Origin of the sequence: Streptomyces sp. VNUA24 (assembly GCF_029167005.1) — a bacterium.
In the GTDB taxonomy this organism is placed as follows: domain Bacteria; phylum Actinomycetota; class Actinomycetes; order Streptomycetales; family Streptomycetaceae; genus Streptomyces; species Streptomyces scabiei.
Map to the genome: position 1 here is coordinate 1,449,900 of NZ_CP119143.1, position 15,410 is coordinate 1,465,309.

Below are 15,410 nucleotides of genomic sequence, written 5' to 3' on the forward strand. Positions count from 1 at the left end.
CGGCGCTCCCTAGCCCTGCACCGTGAGCCGAGCCCGGTCGAAGCGGCGGGCGGCCAGGTCTTCTGGACGGATGAGCCAGTAGAGGGCGCCGTCATCGCCCCAGGTCATCCCCGCCTCACTGTCGCCGGCGAACTGTGCGAGCAGGACCCAGCGTTCGGCTTCCCGGTCCAGCGGTTCGTCGCCCCACGCGTACCCGCCTCCGCTCGTGGCGTGCGCGATCTCGTACTCCACCGGGCCCTGCACGGGCATGGCATGACCGCCGATCCGGTGGTCGATCCGGGTGCGCAGCCGCCCGAAGGCGCGGGTGAACGCTCTGAGTTCGGCGGGGGTGTCGCGGGGGTGCGGCCAGGGCCGGGTGTCGCCGAGCAGGGCTCGCCGGGCCTGCGGCAACCAGATGTCCGGAGCGCTGCGCTCGGTGTCCGCCGCGAGTTCCACGCGCGGGTACGCCTCCAGCGCCGAAGGCGTCTCGGCGGGTGCGACCGGGGTGTTCTGCGGGATGTACCGCACCTGGGCTCCAGCCAGGGTCTCGGGGTCGTCGACGGACACGACGACCTCCTCGTCCACCTGACCGTCGAAGCAGAAGAAGAGCAGGGTTCCGTCGTTCGGGAACTCCTCGGCCAGTCCCTCTCGGGGCAGTGCGGCGCACCGCACCGACGCGACGAAGGACAGGGGCCCGCGTCCGGGCCACTCGGGCCAGCCGGCCCCGGCCGGAAGCTCCGGGGTCCCGCCGAGGACGGCCACGACCCGCTCGCCGGTGTCGGCTCGGCGCAGGCGGGCGCACGGGCGCAGAAGTGCTGTCCAGCGCTCGGCGAGATCGTCGGGAAGGTGCTCGGCGGCGAGCCGGGAGTACTGCTCATCAGTCATGGCAGACATCATCGCCGCGCCCGTGGCCGTCCGCCGTGCTGCGGTCAGCCGCGGGCGACCCAGTACGTGCGTGTGGTGGTGAACTCCCGGATGCCTGCCGCCGCCAGTTCGCGGCCGTAGCCGCTGCGCTTGGTGCCGCCGAAGGGCAGGCGTGGATCGGAGGCGACGATCGCGTTGACGAAGGCCGCGCCGCTGGTGATCCGGCGCGCGAGGGCGACGCCGCGGCCGGGGTCGGCCGTCCAGACGCTCACCCCGAGTCCGTAGGCGGTGGCGTTCGCGAGCCGTACGGCGTCCTCCTCGTCCCGGGCGACGGTGAGTGCGGCGAGGGGGCCGAAGGTCTCCTCGTCGAAGGCGGGCATGCCCGGGCCGGTGTCCGCCAGGACGGTCGGCCGGTAGAAGTAACCGTCGCCCGGGAGCGGTTCGCCTCCCGTCAGCAGGCGGGCACCGGCGGCGACGGACTCCTCGACCTGCCGCTGGATCGCCGCTCGGAGGTCGTCGCGGGCGAGCGGGCCGACCTGGGTGGCCCGTTCGCGCGGGTCGCCGACCCGCAGGGCTTCCACGGCCGCCACGAACGCGGTGGTGAAGGCGTCCGCGACCGGCGCGGCGACGATGAACCGCTTCGCGCACACGCAACTCTGCCCGCAGTTGGTGAAACGCGCCCTCACCGCACTCGCCGCCGCCGCTTCGGCATCGGCGTCGTCCAGGACCACGAAGGCGTCCGAACCACCCAGTTCCAGTACGGACTTCTTCGCCGCGCGCCCTGCCGCCGATCCGACGGCCGCGCCCGCCCGGTTGCTCCCGGTCAGGGTGACGGCGGCGACCCGGTCGTCCTCGATGAGCCGGGCGGTGGCCTCCGGTACGTCCGCCTCGGCGATCAGCAGTGTGGTCACCAGATGCTCGGGAATGCCGGCGTCGGCGAAGAGATGCTGCAGGGCGAGCGCGCTGCCGGTGACGTTGGGGGCGTGCTTGAGCAGGATCCCGTTGCCCGCCATCAGGGAGGGGACGGCGAAGCGCATGACCTGCCAGACGGGGAAGTTCCACGGCATGACCGCCAGGATCAGACCGGCCGGTTCGTGGGCGATCCAGGCTTCGGCTCCGTCGATGTCCACGCGTTCGTCGGCGAGAATGCGGGGGCCGTGCTCGGCGTAGTACTCGGCGGTCAGCGCGGACTTGCTCACCTCGGCCTCCGCCTCGACGACCGGCTTGCCCATCTCGGTGACGGCCAGCTGGGCCAGCTTCTCCCGGTGTTCGCGTAGAACGGTCGCCAAGTGCGCGACGCGTGTGGCGCGTTCGGACACGGGGACGAGGGCCCAGGCGCGGGCGGCGGCCCGGCCGCGCTCCACGGCCGCGTCGATGCGTGCCGCGTCCCAGGTGGCGTACTCGGCGATCGGCCGGCCCGTGGCGGGGTTCGTCGTGCGCAGGGTGGCGCTCATACGGTGGGCGCCCCTCCCTTGTCGTGCGCGGAGAGGTGCTCGAAGGTCTCGCCGGTGGCGGTGATGGTGCGGGTGACGTCCCGGCCGCCGTAGACCCAGTAGATCCGCATGACGCCCTCTCCCCGGTTGAGGAACCGGTGCGGGACGCCCGCCGGTACCCAGGTCGCCTGGCCGGCCTCCAGGTCGAAGAACGCGCCGTCGATCTCGGCGGTCGCCTCACCGTCGAGGACCAGGACCGACTCCTCGACGTTGTGACTGTGCAGGGGCAGTCCGGTGCCGGGCTGGAACACGGTCTGGCCGGTGGTGACGGTCGCGGTCTCGGAGTTCCACCTGCCGACGTAGGGAAGGGTGGTCACTCCGCCGCCCCGGTCGAAGCGTTCGACCCGGTCGGGGTGGATGAGCAGGTTCGGCGGGGTGGGCTCCGTGCACATGCGGCGGCTCCGATCGAGAGGTCGGGGGGGTAGGGGGTCAGGAGGTCAGGAGTGGTGGAACAGGCGGCGCGAGAGCGTGTTCACCTGGCTGCCGGGGACGACGTACTGCGCGGCGGCCTCCCGCCAGACCCGGAAGTGGGGTGCGGCGCGGTGGGCCTCGACGGCGGCCTCGTCGTCGTAGATCTCGTGGAAGACGAAGTGGTGGTCGTCCCGCAGGTCGCAGACGACGTCGAAGGAGCGGCAGCCCGGCTCGTCGGTGAAGGAACGTTCGGCGTTCTCCTCGATGGCCGCGAGGAAGGCGTCACGGCAGCCGGGGACGACCTGGAGGGACACAGTCAGCGCGATCATGCGGACAGCTCCTGAGAAGGGACGGGGGTGGGCAGGGGGACGGCGGTGGCGTCGGCGATACGGCCGAGGGAGGTCCAGGTGTCGTCGGCGAGGGTGATTCCCTCGCCGCGCAGGCGCTCGGCGGTGCGGGCCTCCGGCTCGCCGGGGACGAAGATCTCGGCCGTGCCCGGGGCAGCGGGGACGGCTTTGGTCTCCTCGATCAGAGCCTCCATGCGGGTGCCGAACTCGGCCGGGTCGGCCATCGCCGCGATGTCGACGCAGATCAGCAGGTGGCCGACACCGCTGCGGCCGGTGGGCTGGTACGGGCCGACGACAGCCGTACCGAAGGCACTGCCGGTCAGCACGCCCGCCAGCACGTCGAACATGAAGGAGATGGCGTAGCCCTTGTGGCCGGCCATCGGCAGGATCAGGCCCTCGATCGCGCGGCGCGGGTCGGTGGTGGGCACGCCGCCCGCGTCCGCCGCCCAGCCGTCCGGGATGGCCTCGCCGCGTTCCCTGGCGTGGTAGATCTTGCCGCGCGCCACGGCGGTGTTGGCGATGTCCATCACGACCGTGCCGTGGCGGCCGCCCGGTGCGGCGATCGACCACGGGTTGGTGCCGACCCGCTTCTCCCGGCCTCCCCAAGGGGCCATCGCCGGGCTGGCGTTGGTGGCCAGCAGTGCCACGCAGCCCTGTTCGGCGGCCTTGCGGGTGAAGTACGCGGCCGTACCGAAGTGACCGGAGTTCCGGACCGCGACGGCGCTGATCCCGTGCCGGCGGGCGCGCTCCACCCCCCATGTCACCGCACGGCCGGCGAGTACCTGGCCGAGACCGTCGCGCCCGTCCACGACCAGGACGGCGCCGCTGTCGGTCACGGTCTCGGGAGCGGAGACGGCGGTGGTCGCGCCGCTCGCCAGCCGGTCGAGGTACCAGGGCAGGCGCAGCATCCCGTGGGACGGATGGCCCCACAGCTCCGCGGTCACCAGGGTGTCCGCGAGCAGACGCGCGTCCTCGGCCGGAACCCCGTGGGCTTCGGCGGTGGCGGCGGCGAAATCCAGCAGGTCGGCGGAGCCGACGGTATGCGGCATGGGACGGCCCCTCGTATCGAGTCGTGCTGTATTCATTCCTGTATACAGCACTGTCTCCGGAGAAGCCACCGCAATCGCGGCTCCTTGGGACCGGTGAGGACGGGCGGGCGCTAACGGCGGGCGACATCCAGGTGGACGTCGGTGCCGACCATGAGGTCCTGGCCGGTCAGGCTCTCGATGAGCGCCTGGAGGGTCTGCGCGAGATGGTGCCGGCCGGCCGCCTCCGCCGCCTGCGCGTCCCCCTGCACGATCGCCTTCAGCATCGCGCGATGCTCCTCCAGAGAGGTGAGCATGCGGCGCGGCCCGCTGTGCGACAGATGCCGCAGCCGTACGGTCTCGCTGCGCAGGTCGCGGATCGTGCGGGCGAGGTAGGGGTTGCGGCAGGCGACGATGACGGCCTGGTCGAAGGCTTCGGTCACCTCGTAGAACTCCTGGTAGGAACGCGCCTGCGCGGCGGAGTCCTGCGCGCGGAAGGACGCGTCGAACTCCTCCAGCCGCTCCAGCAGTTCACGGAACGGCGCCCGTGCGCGCTCGTCGGCCGCCCCCGCCGTCGCGACCGACGCGGCCGCACGGGGCTCCAGCAGCATCCGGAACTCGAACAGGGCCCGCACGCCGCCCAGCGAGATGGCGGCCACCCGGGCCACCTCCCCCGGCACGAAGTCGACCAGCCCTTCGCGGGCCAGCCGCCGGATCGCCTCCCGCACCGGCGTCCGCGAGGCGCCGAACTCCTCGCCCAGCTGGACCTCGCTCAGCTTGGCTCCCGGCCGCAGCCGCAGCGACTCGATGTCGCTCTTCAGGCGCTCGTAGACCGCCTCGCTCTTACCGGTCGCCCGGGCCATGGGACTCCTCGTCGCTCCTGCGGCACACATCCGTGTATACAGCCTAGCGAGGTCGTCCGCCGGAGTGCGCCGATCAGCTCACCGAGGGCGCCGTCCGGTGCCGAACTCGGGGCGGACCGTCCGCCCCACGCGCGGCGGAAGCGGATCGCGCAGCCTGGCCACCCACCGCCGATACGCCCGCGCCTCGGGCGTGTCGTCCGCGACCGCGGCGAGTGGGTCGGGGAACATCACCCCTCCCGCGTGCGATGGGACCCGCGTCCCGAACCGGTTGCCCTGCAGGCGGCCGGTGACCAGCCGGCCCCGGTTCCAGGCCGACCGGGCCCGGCCGTTCGTCAGGCGCCCTCCGGTACCCCCGCGGAGCCATTCCGCGCGGTGGTTGCCGACCTGGAACCAGACCTCACGGCCGTTGCCGAACCGCACGACGCTCTCCCGCAGGTCCCGCACGTCGGTGAACACGTCGAAGTCCCAGTCGCCCGGCGCCCCTGGCGGGGCGTGGTGTCCACGAAGGTGATGCATGAAACGACCCAGGTCGACCGGCGCACCGAACGGGATCACCGCGTCGGCATAGGGCTCACCGGCGACGAAATGAAGTCTGAACTCCAGCCCGTACAGCCGTCCGCGCACCTTCTTCCTGATGGTGAGGGAGAAGGTGTGGGCGTCGCCCGAAACGGAGCGATGCGCCGCGCGGACGTACCGGCTCAGATGCGCGAACGACAGCGTCTCGCGTTCGGCCGGCAGGCCGGGGATCCGTTCGAGCGAGCCGTGCAACAGATACAGACACATCAGGTCCACCGGATGCGACTCGTGGGCCAGCCGCGTGAGGAATCCCTCGGAAAAACCGTCCCGCACAGGCATCTCCAGTCGTTCTGCCGTCCCGCCCGAGAGCCGGCACGGTCACTCCGTGAACGCGCCCATCGCCCGGTCGAGGAGGTCGGCCAGGGGGACGGTGCCGTCACACGCCACCCACGCCGTGGACGCCACGTCCAGGCAGGCGAGCGCGGCGGCGGCCAGCGCTCCCGGCCTCGGGTCCTCGGGCCGGTCGGGGTCGGCGCCCAGCCGCCGGGCGACCTCCGGCACTAGGCCGCTCTGCCAGCCCAGTTGCTTCTCGTGGTGCCGGGCACGCAGGGACGGGGTCTCCTGCAGCATGCGCAGATAGCTGAGCACCTGCTCGCGCGGCGCCGCCTCGTTGATCCGCATCAGCACGTCGAAGGCGCGGCGCAGCGACTGCCAGGGGTGTTCGTCGTCGGGCCGGGCGGCGAGCTCCGCCGCGATCTGGCGGCCGGAATCCTCCAGGCGCCCCAGGACGATGTCCTCCTTGGTGCCGAAGTACCGGAACAGGCTGGCGCGCGAGAGGCCCACCTCGGCGGCGATCTGGTCGACGGTGGTCCGGTCGAACCCCTGCTCGGTGAAGAGCCGGTGCGCCACCTCGACCACTTCCGCCTGAACCGTCGCGCGCATGCGTTCACGCAGGCCGGGCGGCTTGCGTGCGGACGGGGTGGTGCCACGAGCGGTTTCAGACATGCCCGAAGGGTACTGCAAGGGCTCAGTTTGATACCGAGTATCAGGCACTCCGGCCCGGGACTGCGCCCCGCAAGCAGCCCGGGCCGACGCCGAGGACGACGGGGTGTTACGCGGCGCCGCCCTGGGCCTCGGTGGCGACGTCGGCCCACTCCTCCCAGGTCTTGAGCCGCTCGGCGTAGACCTGCGGGACGAGCTGGAGCGGGGAGGTGCCGAAGAAGACCCGCAGGGGCGGGTTGTCGGCGTCCACGACCTTCAGCAGGGCCGCGCCGGTGGCAGCCGGGTCGCCGGGCCGGAAGGTGCTCCAGTAGGCGGCGAGGGCCGTGCGCAGGTCGTCGTAGGCGGGCAGGTGGTCGGCGAAGGTGCCCGAGGAGCCGCCCCAGTCGGTGGCGAAGCCGCCGGGCTCCACGAGGGTGACCTTGATGCCGAATCCGGCGACCTCCTGGGCGAGGCCCTCACTCATGGCCTCCAGGGCCCACTTGGAGGCGTTGTAGATGCCGAGGTTCGGGAAGGCCGTGACGCCGCCGACGCTGGAGATCTGCACGATGTGCCCACCGCCCTGGGCCCGCAGGAGGGGCAGGACGGCCTGGGTGACCCACAGGGCGCCGAAGAAGTTGGTCTCCATCTGGTCGCGGACCTGCCGCTCCGTGGATTCCTCGACCGTGCCGAACAGTCCGTACCCGGCGTTGTTGACGACGACGTCCAGGCGGCCGAAGTGCGCGTGCGCCCGCTCCACGGCCGCGGTGACGGCCGCCCTGTCGGTGACGTCCAGCGACAGGGGAAGGATCGCCTCGCCGTGCGCGGCCACCAGGTCCGCCAGGGAGTCGGTATCGCGGGCGGTGGCCGCGACCTTGTCTCCGCGCTCCAGTGCCGCGGTGACGAACTCGCGGCCGAAGCCGCGCGAGGAACCGGTGATGAACCAGATCTTGCTCACGAGAAACACTCCCGTTCGAGATGAAGTCTTATGGAGAGACTCTACGTCGTACTGATACTGAGTATCAAGAAGATTCGCGGAGTCGATGTTGTACGCTGCTGCGCACCAGCGAGGCACGTGTGACGAACCGGAGGGCAGAGATGTCTTCAGATGTGGCGCCCGGTGACCACGGGGCGTCCGGACTCGACCGGCGTACCGAACTGAGGGACTTCCTCCGCTCACGCAGAGCCCGGATCAAGCCCGAGGACGTCAGCCTCCCCTCGTACGGCCGGCGGCGGGTCCCGGGGCTGCACCGCGAGGAGTTGGCGCAGTTGGCGGGGGTGTCGTACGCCTACTACGCGCGCCTGGAGCAGGGGTACGGCGAGACCATGTCGGCCGAGGTACTGGACGCGATCGCCCGCGCCCTTCGCCTGGACGAGGAGGAGCGGGACCATCTGGTCCGGCTGGCCCAGCCCGAGCGGCAGAGCGAGCCGCAGGCCATGCCCTCGCCCCGGGGAGTGCGGCCCAGCGTGCAGCACCTGCTCGACGCGCTCGGGTTGCCCGCCTACGTCGTCGACAGGGGCCTGAACATCCTGGCGTGGAACCGCCTCGCCACCACCGTCTTCGGCGACTGGGGCCTGCTGCCGCCGGAGGAACGCAACACGGCCCGCCTGGCCTTCCTCTCGTCCGAGGCGCGCAAGAGGTTCGCCGATCCCGAGGGCACCGCTCCGAGGATCGCGCGCGTGCTGCGCATGAACGCGGGCAAGAGCCCCGGGGATCCGCAACTCTCCGCGCTGATAGCGGAGTTGTCGCAGAAGAGCGAGGAGTTCCGGCGGCTGTGGGCACGGCACGAGGTGAGCTGCGGAACGGTCGGCGAGATCGTGCGGATGCGGCACCCGCTGGTGGGAGAGTTCGACCTCGTCCACGAGCCCATGGCCCTGCCCGGGGGCGCCCCCATGCGGCTGGTCACCTACCACGCCGTGCCCGGCTCCCCCTCGGAGGAAGCACTGCGGACGCTGGCCGGTCGGGAGAGGGAGCCGCAAGGCTGAGGGCGGGTGACGCACGGGCCGCCTCGGTCTCGTCCTCGGTCTCGTCCTTGGTCTCGTCCTTGGTGTCGATGAGCACGTGCACCTCATACGGTCAGGTGGACAGTGGGTGCCCGCCGCCGCGCCCATGGGGGGAGTACGGGCACGGCGGCGGGCCGTTCGGAGGGCGACCGGCCAGGACCCCGTACGCGTGGCCGGAAGGTCCCGTTGCCGCCGGGGTCACATCAGGGCTTCGGCGGTGAGGGGCAGTTCGCGGACACGCTTTCCGGTGGCGTGGAAGACCGCGTTGGCGATGGCGGGGGCGACCCCGACCTTGACGATCTCGCCCAGGCCCTTGACGCCGAGGGGGTCGGCGTGGAGGTCCTCCCCGTCCAGGAACATCGCCTTGAGGTCGGGAACGTCGGCGTTGACGGGGACGAGGTAGGCGGCGAGGTCGGCGTTGACGACACGGCCGTCGCGGTGGTCGACGGCCGTGTGTTCCAGCAGCGCCTGCCCGATGCCGCCCACCATGGCGCCGAGGGCCTGACTGTCGGCCAGCTTGGGGCTGATGATCCGTCCGACGTCGTAGACGCCGAGCATCCTGCGCATCCGCACCAGGCCGAGCCGCCGGTCGACGGCCACTTCGGCGAAGACCGCGCTGTAGGCGTACATGGAGAACCGGTCGTCCCCGGTCGGAGTGAAGGTCCCGGTCACCTCCAGGTGGGTACGGCCGTTGCGGGCCAGCAGCTGTCGGTAGGTCTCGCCGCGTGCGGGGTCGCCCTTCACGTGCATCCGGCCCGCGCGGACCACGACGTCGCCGGCGTCCACGCCGTGCAGCGGTGAGCGCTCGTCGCCGACGGCCAGCCCGATCGCCTGCCGGCGCAGTCTGTCGCAGCCGTCCTGGACGGCCGAGCCGACGCCGGCCATGGTCTGCGAGCCGCCGTGCGGCGGTGATACGGGGAAGGTGGAGTCGCCGAGTTCGAAGCGGACCGTGCGCATCGTCAGGCCGAGGGCATCGGCGGCGACCTGGGTGATCGAGGTGTACGTGCCGGGACCCATGTCGCTGGTCGACGCCTGGACGAGGGCCGTGCCGTCGGCGTCCAGCCTGACGCGGGCGGCGGACTGCATGCGCAGGGTGTCGTAGACGCCCCCGGCCATGCCCGTGCCGATCAGCCAGTCGCCCTCCTGCCGGGAGCGGGGCCTGGGGTCGCGGCCGCTCCAGCGGAACGCGCGGGCTCCGGCCCGCAGGCACTCGCGCAGCCGCCGGGTGGAGAACGGCAGCCCGTTGGACGGGTCCTCCTGTGGTTCGTTGCGCAGCCGCAACTCGATCGGGTCGATGCCGAGTTCGTGCGCGAGTTCGTCGAGACCGGACTCCAGGGCGAAGGCAGCGGTGGAGTAGCCGGGGCCCCGCATGAACGTCGGCGTGTTCACGTCCAACGGCACGGTCCGGTAGGTCTGGCGGACGTGCGGCGTGGCGTAGAACATCTGCCCCGGGATCATCACGCCCTCGCCGTAGTTCTCGTACGAGGACGTCTCGGCCCGTATGTGGTGGACCGCGGCGGTCAGCCGCCCGCCCCGGGTGCTGCCCAGACCCAGCCTGTACTCGTAGGCGGGCCGATAGCCCACCCCGTAGTACAGCTGTCGGCGGGTCAGGACCAGCTTGACCACGGCGACGGGCTGCCCGAAGAAGCGGACCGTGTCGTCCTGGAAGACATGCAGCCGTTCGCCGACGGGCGGGTCCAGCCAGGCGCCCGGGTTGTCGCGGTAGACCAGCTCGGGTCTGTCGAGGTGACTGATGACGCCGAGGACTCCGGGCTGGGCCTCGGCGGCGCGGGTGTCGATGCCGGTGACGCGGCCCCGCGCGACAGCGCTGTCGACGACGACGGCGTGGACGACGCCGTGGAGGGCGTGATCGGCGGCGTACTTGGCCTGACCGGTCACCTTCAGCCGCCCGTCCACCCGGGACAGGGGCGCTCCGACGGCTGCCTGCGGCTGCCGGCTCACCTGCCACCTCCTACGACGCGCAGCTGACGTTCGACGGTCCGTGTCAGCAGCTCGACCTTGAAACGGTTGTGCCGGAGGGGTTTGGCCCCGTCCGTCGCCCGGTCGGCGGCCCTCCTCCACAGTGCCTCGGACGGCCGCCGCCCGATGAGCGCCTGTTCGACGGCGGGCAGCTTCCACGGCACGGTGCCCACTCCCCCGGCGGCGACCTTGGCCTCGCGGACCACTCCGCCGCGGAGGTACAGCGCGACGGCCGCCGAGGTCAGCGCGAACTCGTACGACTGCCGGTCGCGCACTTTCAGATAGCCCGACCGGAGCGGCCGCGGGAAGGCCGGGATCTCGACCGCGGTGATCAACTCGCCCTTGCTCAGTGCCTGTTCGCGGTTCGGGGTGCTGCCGGGCCTGTGCAGGAAGTCGGCGAAGGGCACGCTGCGTTCCCCCTCCGGACCGAGCAGGTGCACCGTCGCCTCCAGCGCGGAGAACGCCACGGCGACGTCGGAGGGGTGGGTCGCCACGCAGTCGTCGGAGGTGCCGAGGATCGCGTGGGTGCGGTTGACGCCGTGCAGGGCCGCACAACCCGATCCCGGCGCACGCTTGTTGCAGGCGGCGCTCACATCACGGAAGTAGGTGCAGCGGGTGCGTTGCATGATGTTGCCGCCGATGGTCGCCATGTTGCGCAGTTGCGCCGACGCGCTCAGCTCCAGCGCCTGCGAGATCACCGGGTACAGCGCACGCACGCCCCGGTGGGCGGCGGCCTCGGACATCCGCACCAGCGCGCCGATGCGCAGGCCCCCGCGCCGGGTGACCATGATGTCGCGCAGCGGCAGACCACTGATGTCGACGATCGTGCTCGGGCGTTCCACGGTCTCGCGCATCAGGTCGACCAGGGTGGTGCCGCCGGCGATGTAGCGCCCGCCGGCGCGGCCCGCGTCGAGCGCCTGGCGGGTGGTCGCCGCCTTCGTGAAGGAGAAGGGATGCATCGGTCCTCACTTCCGGTCGGCGGTCTGCCCGATGGCCCGCACGATCTTCACGTAGCAGCCGCAGCGGCAGATGTTCCCGCTCATGAACTCCCGGATCTCCTCCGGCGAGTCGGCGTGCCCCTCCTCGATGCAGCCGACACCGGACATGATCTGGCCGGGGGTGCAGTAGCCGCACTGGAAGGCGTCCTGGTAGATGAACGCCTGCTGCAGCGGGTGCAGCCGCTCGCCCTTCGCCAGGCCCTCGATGGTGGTGACCTCGGCACCGTCGAGCCGGACGGCGAGGGTCAGGCAGCCGTTGACGCGGCGGCCGTCGACCAGGACCGTGCACGCGCCGCAGGCACCCGCGTCGCAGCCCTTCTTGGAACCGGTCAGGCCGAGGCGTTCGCGCAGCAGATCCAGCAGCGAGGTCCGGTTGTCGACCGTGAGGGTGTGGCGCCTGCCGTTGACGGTCACCGTGACGCGGCTGGTGGGCGGCGCCTTCGCGGCCGCCGCGGGCTCCGCCCCCAACACGGACGGCCCGGTGGTCAGACCGCCCGCGACGACCGCGCCGCCGACGACCGTGGTGGTCGCGACGAACGTGCGCCGGGAGGGGTCGGGGGATGTGCCGGCGGCAGCCCTCTCGGGTGGGGCGACTGTCGGCTCGGGGGATTCGACGGGCATGGTGACTCTCTCGGTCGGCGGAGGACGGATGCCGGTATCCCGGGGTGCCGCGAGCGGTCAGGCGGCGGATCCCCTGTCGGACTCGGGCCGCGCGAAGCTGTGGGGGAAGCGGGCGGGCGGCGCGTAGCGGGCGAAGAACGTCCTGGCGTGCGCCGGCGCGTCGGCGTCCTTCAGGACGTCACCCGGTGCGGTGCCGTTGCCGGTGCCGGTGCCGTTGCCGTGCAGGACGCCGCCGAAGTTCATCCGCAGGTGCGCGGCCAGGTTGTTGAGGGTGCCGACCAGCGGTTCGGCCACCCTGCTCGGGTCACCCGCGGAGGCGGTGACGGCCCACAGGGTGCGCCCGGCCATGGCCGCGCCGAAGTCGACACCCGGGGCGTACAGCCAGGTCGTCCAGTGGTCGAGGTAGCGCTTGGTGCGCGAGGACAGCGAGAACCAGTGCACCGGTGAGGCGATGACGATGTCCGTCGCGGCGTACGTGGCCTCGAAGAGCCGCGCGAGGTTGCTGCCCTCCTCCGGCCGCGTGGTGGGCCCCACGCCGTGCCGCAGGTCGTCGTAGTCGGGAAGCGGGTGCTCGGCGAGCGAGAGCCACTCCTGCTCGCAGTCGGCGGGCAGCCGCGCGGCGGCCCGGCGCGCGAGCAACTCGGTGTTCCCGTGGCCGGGGTGGCTGTCGAGGACGAAGAGGAAACGGCGGGACAAGAGCGATCTCCTTGGTGGGGGGCGTGGCGACTGCCGGTGTGAGGCGGTCCTGCCAGGAGGCGTCGTGGCTGCCGCGGTGCCGGTCGGGCCGGCCTCGGGACACGGTTCGGGCCGCGGCGGGCGAGGCCGCCCGTCGGCCCGGGCGGAGTGCGGCGGCCGAGGGGGATCGGCAGCCGCCTCACCGGGCCGTCGGTGCGGTTCGGCTCCACTGTGGCGCACGGGGTGTGATCCAACGAGCGAGCGGTTTTGGGACGACGCGGGGATGTATCACTGGCGTTGGTACGTCTGGCAGTAGCACCTTGAGCGGCCCGGGTGGCCGAGACTCGCGCACCCCGTCGCGCGCAGGTCTCGGCCACCCTTCGCACAGGCGCAAAGGTGCGTTGAGTGCCTCGTGGGGCGTCCCTAGCCTCGTTCCACAACAGAATGGAGGCACATCCGTGGCCCGAACATGGAAGTTCCTGTCGACGGCGACCCTGGCGTGCGGCGCGCTGCTGGGCGGCGTCACACCGGCCGGCGCGGCCGATCCGGTGCCGGAGGTCATCCCCGTCGACCTCCTGCTGGCCGGCTCCTACACGGACGCGTCCCGCGAGGCCATCGCGATCTGGAACAAGGCGGTCCCCACCATCAGGTTCGTCGAGCAGGACACCCCGGCGGCGCTGCGGGTCATGGAGTACAAGACGGCCAAGGGCATCCAGTCCCACGTCAACATCAAGGGCGCGGGCCGGGGTTGGGTGTATCTGGAGGTCGGGGACGCCCAGCTGTACAAGCCCTCGCGCATCGTCGTCCACGAGCTGGGCCACATCCTCTCGCTTCCCGACATCGGCCCCGGCAGCCCGTGCTCGAAGGTGATGTCCGGGGCCTGGGCGGGCTCGGAGTGCGCCAACGACCAGCCGGATGCCGCGGAGACCGCCGCCGTCCAGGACTTCTTCGCCGTCAACGACGTCGGCGATCGGGTCCCGTGGTGGGGGTCGGGAGCCGCCGCGCGGTAGAGAGTGCCGCACCGGACACCGTTCGCCCGGGCACTGTCACGGCGGCCCCTGAACGGCCGTGTCAGCCGAGGTGCCGGGCGAAGAACCGCAGTGTGCTGTCCCGCTCGAAAGCCGGGACCTCACCGTGCTTGCCGGGGTTGGCGTGCAGTGTCTTCTCGGTGGAGGCGAAGGCGTCGAACAGTGCCAGGCCCTGGGGCCGCGGCACTCGTTCGTCGTCCCACTGCATGAGGAACTCCACCGGAACGGTCACCCGCGCGGCGGCCTCGGCCGAGACCTCGGCGCCGCCCAGCCCCAGCACCGCCGCCCGCACCCGCGGCTCGGCGGCGATGAGCGGGACGCCGATCACGCAGCCCAGCGACAGACCCCAGTAACCGACGGGCCCGGAACCGACATGACCGAGCTTCTGGACCGCGTCGAGGACCGTCTGCCATTCCGGCACGATCCGGCGGACGACGAGCGCCTGGAAAGCGGCGATGAGCGAACCCAGCTCCTCACCGGTGCCGAGCCGGGCCTCGTACTCCGTCGCGATCCGGGTGAACTCCTCATGGTCCGGGCGGTCACCGTGGCTGGGCGCGTCGACCGCCACCACGGCGAAGCCGCACTCGGCCACGAAACGGCGCGCACGGTCCACGAGGTCAGGGACCTTCTTGTGCTGGCCGCCGCCGTGCCCCAGGGCGATCAGGGGGCGCGTCCCGTCGGCGCCTCGGGGAGTCCACAGCACGCCGGGAAGGTCGCCGAGGAGGAAGACCTGTTCGAAGACGCCGTCGGACACCTCCTCTGAGGTGAAGCGCAGGGGCCGCTGCCCCTCGTCGTCGCCCCTCGCCCGGACTCGCACACGTTCAGCCACATGAGCATGGTGGCAGGCCGGCAGCGGCGAACGCGGCAAGTAGGACAGGATCCGGCCTACTCCGCGCCTAACGTCAGTCCCTGACAGCCGACATCCGTGAAGGGACCGCGATGCCCGAGCAGACAAGTGCCACACCGGAGGGTTACACCACCGTCGCCCCCTGGGTCGTCACCGACGACACGGGAGCCTTCCTCGACTTCGTCACCCAGGTGTTCGAGGGCGAGGAACTCAGGCGGGTGTCGACCGAGGACGGCTCGATCGGGCACGCCGAGATCCGCGTCGGCGACACCGTCGTGCTGGCCTTCGACCGGCACGCGGACTGGCCCGCCCTGCCGAGCCTGCTCCGTGTGTACGTCGCCGACGCGGACCGTGCGTTCGCCCGCGCCCTCACCTCCGGCGGGCAGATCGTCACCGCCCTGGCCGATGACGCCTTCGGACAGCGTGGGGGCCGTATCAAGGACCCCTTCGGCAACATCTGGTGGGTGGTCAGCCGCGTGGAGGACGTACCCGAGGCCGAGATGTGGCGGAGGCTGCAGGATCCGGTCTACGCCGAGGCCATGCGCGTAGCCCAGGAGACGCTCGACGCCGAGCTCGGCTCCCGCGACCACGGGCGCAGCAGCGCACCCGTCAGGACGACCGGCTGACCCACGGCGTCCGGGCACCGAGGACCGTCACCGGCCACAGGCGCCTGCTGCGTCCGCAGTACACGGGAATGTCTGCGGACGGCCAACGACGTGAGGCCCGGGAACTGCGAGCGTGAGGGTGGGCCGTGATCGTCGGCCCGGTACACCCGCAGTCC

Annotated in this window: 17 protein-coding genes; 3 read left to right on the forward strand and 14 right to left on the reverse strand. The window is 71.9% G+C overall.

Annotated elements, in window-relative coordinates:
- Positions 1 to 9 precede the first annotated feature (9 nt).
- The 9 genes from PYR72_RS05860 to PYR72_RS05900 all read right to left on the reverse strand — a co-directional run bounded on the left by PYR72_RS05860 (position 10) and on the right by PYR72_RS05900 (position 7,434).
- On the reverse strand, positions 10 to 864 hold the full coding sequence (locus PYR72_RS05860) for a YwqG family protein (RefSeq protein WP_275454240.1): 855 nt from the start codon (positions 862 to 864) through the stop codon (positions 10 to 12).
- A 44-nt stretch (positions 865 to 908) separates the two neighbouring features.
- Positions 909 to 2,297, reverse strand: coding sequence for an aldehyde dehydrogenase family protein (locus PYR72_RS05865; protein WP_275454241.1), 1,389 nt, complete (start codon positions 2,295 to 2,297; stop codon positions 909 to 911).
- Positions 2,294 to 2,728: a cupin domain-containing protein gene (locus PYR72_RS05870; RefSeq protein ID WP_275454242.1), complete on the reverse strand. Its 435-nt coding sequence runs from the start codon at positions 2,726 to 2,728 to the stop codon at positions 2,294 to 2,296. Before PYR72_RS05870 ends, PYR72_RS05865 begins: the two co-directional genes overlap by 4 nt.
- Before the next feature lie 45 nt (positions 2,729 to 2,773).
- The gene (locus PYR72_RS05875) at positions 2,774 to 3,076 is read right to left on the reverse strand and encodes a putative quinol monooxygenase (protein ID WP_275454243.1); all 303 of its coding nucleotides are present in this window, start codon (positions 3,074 to 3,076) and stop codon (positions 2,774 to 2,776) included.
- Positions 3,073 to 4,143 (reverse strand): Ldh family oxidoreductase, encoded by a 1,071-nt coding sequence (locus PYR72_RS05880; protein ID WP_275454244.1) that lies wholly within the window; start codon positions 4,141 to 4,143, stop codon positions 3,073 to 3,075. The genes PYR72_RS05875 and PYR72_RS05880 overlap by 4 nt, the downstream gene beginning before the upstream one ends.
- Positions 4,144 to 4,253: 110 nt before the next feature.
- The gene (locus PYR72_RS05885; RefSeq protein WP_275454245.1) at positions 4,254 to 4,982 is read right to left on the reverse strand and encodes a GntR family transcriptional regulator; all 729 of its coding nucleotides are present in this window, start codon (positions 4,980 to 4,982) and stop codon (positions 4,254 to 4,256) included.
- Between the two features lie 78 nt (positions 4,983 to 5,060).
- A complete protein-coding gene (locus PYR72_RS05890) occupies positions 5,061 to 5,831 on the reverse strand; it encodes a hypothetical protein (RefSeq protein ID WP_275454246.1) in 771 nt (256 codons plus the stop codon).
- 45 nt (positions 5,832 to 5,876) lie between these two features.
- Positions 5,877 to 6,503 (reverse strand): TetR family transcriptional regulator, encoded by a 627-nt coding sequence (locus PYR72_RS05895; protein ID WP_275454247.1) that lies wholly within the window; start codon positions 6,501 to 6,503, stop codon positions 5,877 to 5,879.
- Between the two features lie 106 nt (positions 6,504 to 6,609).
- Positions 6,610 to 7,434 (reverse strand): SDR family oxidoreductase, encoded by an 825-nt coding sequence (locus PYR72_RS05900; RefSeq protein WP_275454248.1) that lies wholly within the window; start codon positions 7,432 to 7,434, stop codon positions 6,610 to 6,612.
- Between the two features lie 140 nt (positions 7,435 to 7,574).
- On the opposite strand from PYR72_RS05900, the gene PYR72_RS05905 reads away from it, so the two are divergent.
- Positions 7,575 to 8,462, forward strand: a complete 888-nt coding sequence (locus tag PYR72_RS05905; RefSeq protein WP_275454249.1) for a helix-turn-helix transcriptional regulator — start codon at positions 7,575 to 7,577, stop codon at positions 8,460 to 8,462.
- Between the two features lie 216 nt (positions 8,463 to 8,678).
- Here the strand turns inward: PYR72_RS05905 and PYR72_RS05910 are convergent, their stop codons facing one another.
- From PYR72_RS05910 to PYR72_RS05925, 4 genes are read right to left on the reverse strand one after another with little or no spacing between them, the layout of a single operon-like run.
- Positions 8,679 to 10,442 (reverse strand): xanthine dehydrogenase family protein molybdopterin-binding subunit, encoded by a 1,764-nt coding sequence (locus PYR72_RS05910; protein ID WP_275454250.1) that lies wholly within the window; start codon positions 10,440 to 10,442, stop codon positions 8,679 to 8,681.
- Entirely contained in the window at positions 10,439 to 11,419 is a 981-nt protein-coding gene (locus tag PYR72_RS05915; protein WP_275454251.1) for a xanthine dehydrogenase family protein subunit M, read from the reverse strand. Before PYR72_RS05915 ends, PYR72_RS05910 begins: the two co-directional genes overlap by 4 nt.
- A gap of 6 nt (positions 11,420 to 11,425) precedes the next feature.
- Positions 11,426 to 12,079 carry a (2Fe-2S)-binding protein gene (locus tag PYR72_RS05920; protein WP_275454252.1) on the reverse strand — a complete coding sequence of 218 codons (654 nt, stop codon included), beginning with the start codon at positions 12,077 to 12,079 and terminating at the stop codon, positions 11,426 to 11,428.
- Between the two features lie 57 nt (positions 12,080 to 12,136).
- A complete protein-coding gene (locus PYR72_RS05925) occupies positions 12,137 to 12,775 on the reverse strand; it encodes an NAD(P)H-dependent oxidoreductase (RefSeq protein ID WP_275454253.1) in 639 nt (212 codons plus the stop codon).
- Between the two features lie 437 nt (positions 12,776 to 13,212).
- Between PYR72_RS05925 and PYR72_RS05930 the strand changes: the two genes are divergently transcribed.
- The gene (locus PYR72_RS05930) at positions 13,213 to 13,764 is read left to right on the forward strand and encodes a snapalysin family zinc-dependent metalloprotease (protein WP_275454254.1); all 552 of its coding nucleotides are present in this window, start codon (positions 13,213 to 13,215) and stop codon (positions 13,762 to 13,764) included.
- Positions 13,765 to 13,825: 61 nt separating this feature from the next.
- On the opposite strand, the gene PYR72_RS05935 is transcribed toward PYR72_RS05930, so the two are convergent.
- A complete protein-coding gene (locus PYR72_RS05935) occupies positions 13,826 to 14,557 on the reverse strand; it encodes an alpha/beta hydrolase (RefSeq protein ID WP_275460339.1) in 732 nt (243 codons plus the stop codon).
- Positions 14,558 to 14,721: 164 nt separating this feature from the next.
- Between PYR72_RS05935 and PYR72_RS05940 the strand changes: the two genes are divergently transcribed.
- On the forward strand, positions 14,722 to 15,255 hold the full coding sequence (locus PYR72_RS05940) for a VOC family protein (protein WP_275454255.1): 534 nt from the start codon (positions 14,722 to 14,724) through the stop codon (positions 15,253 to 15,255).
- Positions 15,256 to 15,410 lie beyond the last annotated feature (155 nt).

What these genes read in the sequence shown, in the direction of transcription:
- PYR72_RS05860 (WP_275454240.1), bottom strand. Translation starts at nt 864, where the DNA reads ATGACTGATGAGCAGTACTCCCGGCTCGCCGCCGAGCACCTTCCCGAC.
- PYR72_RS05865 (WP_275454241.1), bottom strand. Translation starts at nt 2,297, where the DNA reads ATGAGCGCCACCCTGCGCACGACGAACCCCGCCACGGGCCGGCCGATC.
- PYR72_RS05870 (WP_275454242.1), bottom strand. Translation starts at nt 2,728, where the DNA reads ATGTGCACGGAGCCCACCCCGCCGAACCTGCTCATCCACCCCGACCGG.
- PYR72_RS05875 (WP_275454243.1), bottom strand. Translation starts at nt 3,076, where the DNA reads ATGATCGCGCTGACTGTGTCCCTCCAGGTCGTCCCCGGCTGCCGTGAC.
- PYR72_RS05880 (WP_275454244.1), bottom strand. Translation starts at nt 4,143, where the DNA reads ATGCCGCATACCGTCGGCTCCGCCGACCTGCTGGATTTCGCCGCCGCC.
- PYR72_RS05885 (WP_275454245.1), bottom strand. Translation starts at nt 4,982, where the DNA reads ATGGCCCGGGCGACCGGTAAGAGCGAGGCGGTCTACGAGCGCCTGAAG.
- PYR72_RS05895 (WP_275454247.1), bottom strand. Translation starts at nt 6,503, where the DNA reads ATGTCTGAAACCGCTCGTGGCACCACCCCGTCCGCACGCAAGCCGCCC.
- PYR72_RS05905 (WP_275454249.1), top strand. Translation starts at nt 7,575, where the DNA reads ATGTCTTCAGATGTGGCGCCCGGTGACCACGGGGCGTCCGGACTCGAC.
- PYR72_RS05915 (WP_275454251.1), bottom strand. Translation starts at nt 11,419, where the DNA reads ATGCATCCCTTCTCCTTCACGAAGGCGGCGACCACCCGCCAGGCGCTC.
- PYR72_RS05920 (WP_275454252.1), bottom strand. Translation starts at nt 12,079, where the DNA reads ATGCCCGTCGAATCCCCCGAGCCGACAGTCGCCCCACCCGAGAGGGCT.
- PYR72_RS05940 (WP_275454255.1), top strand. Translation starts at nt 14,722, where the DNA reads ATGCCCGAGCAGACAAGTGCCACACCGGAGGGTTACACCACCGTCGCC.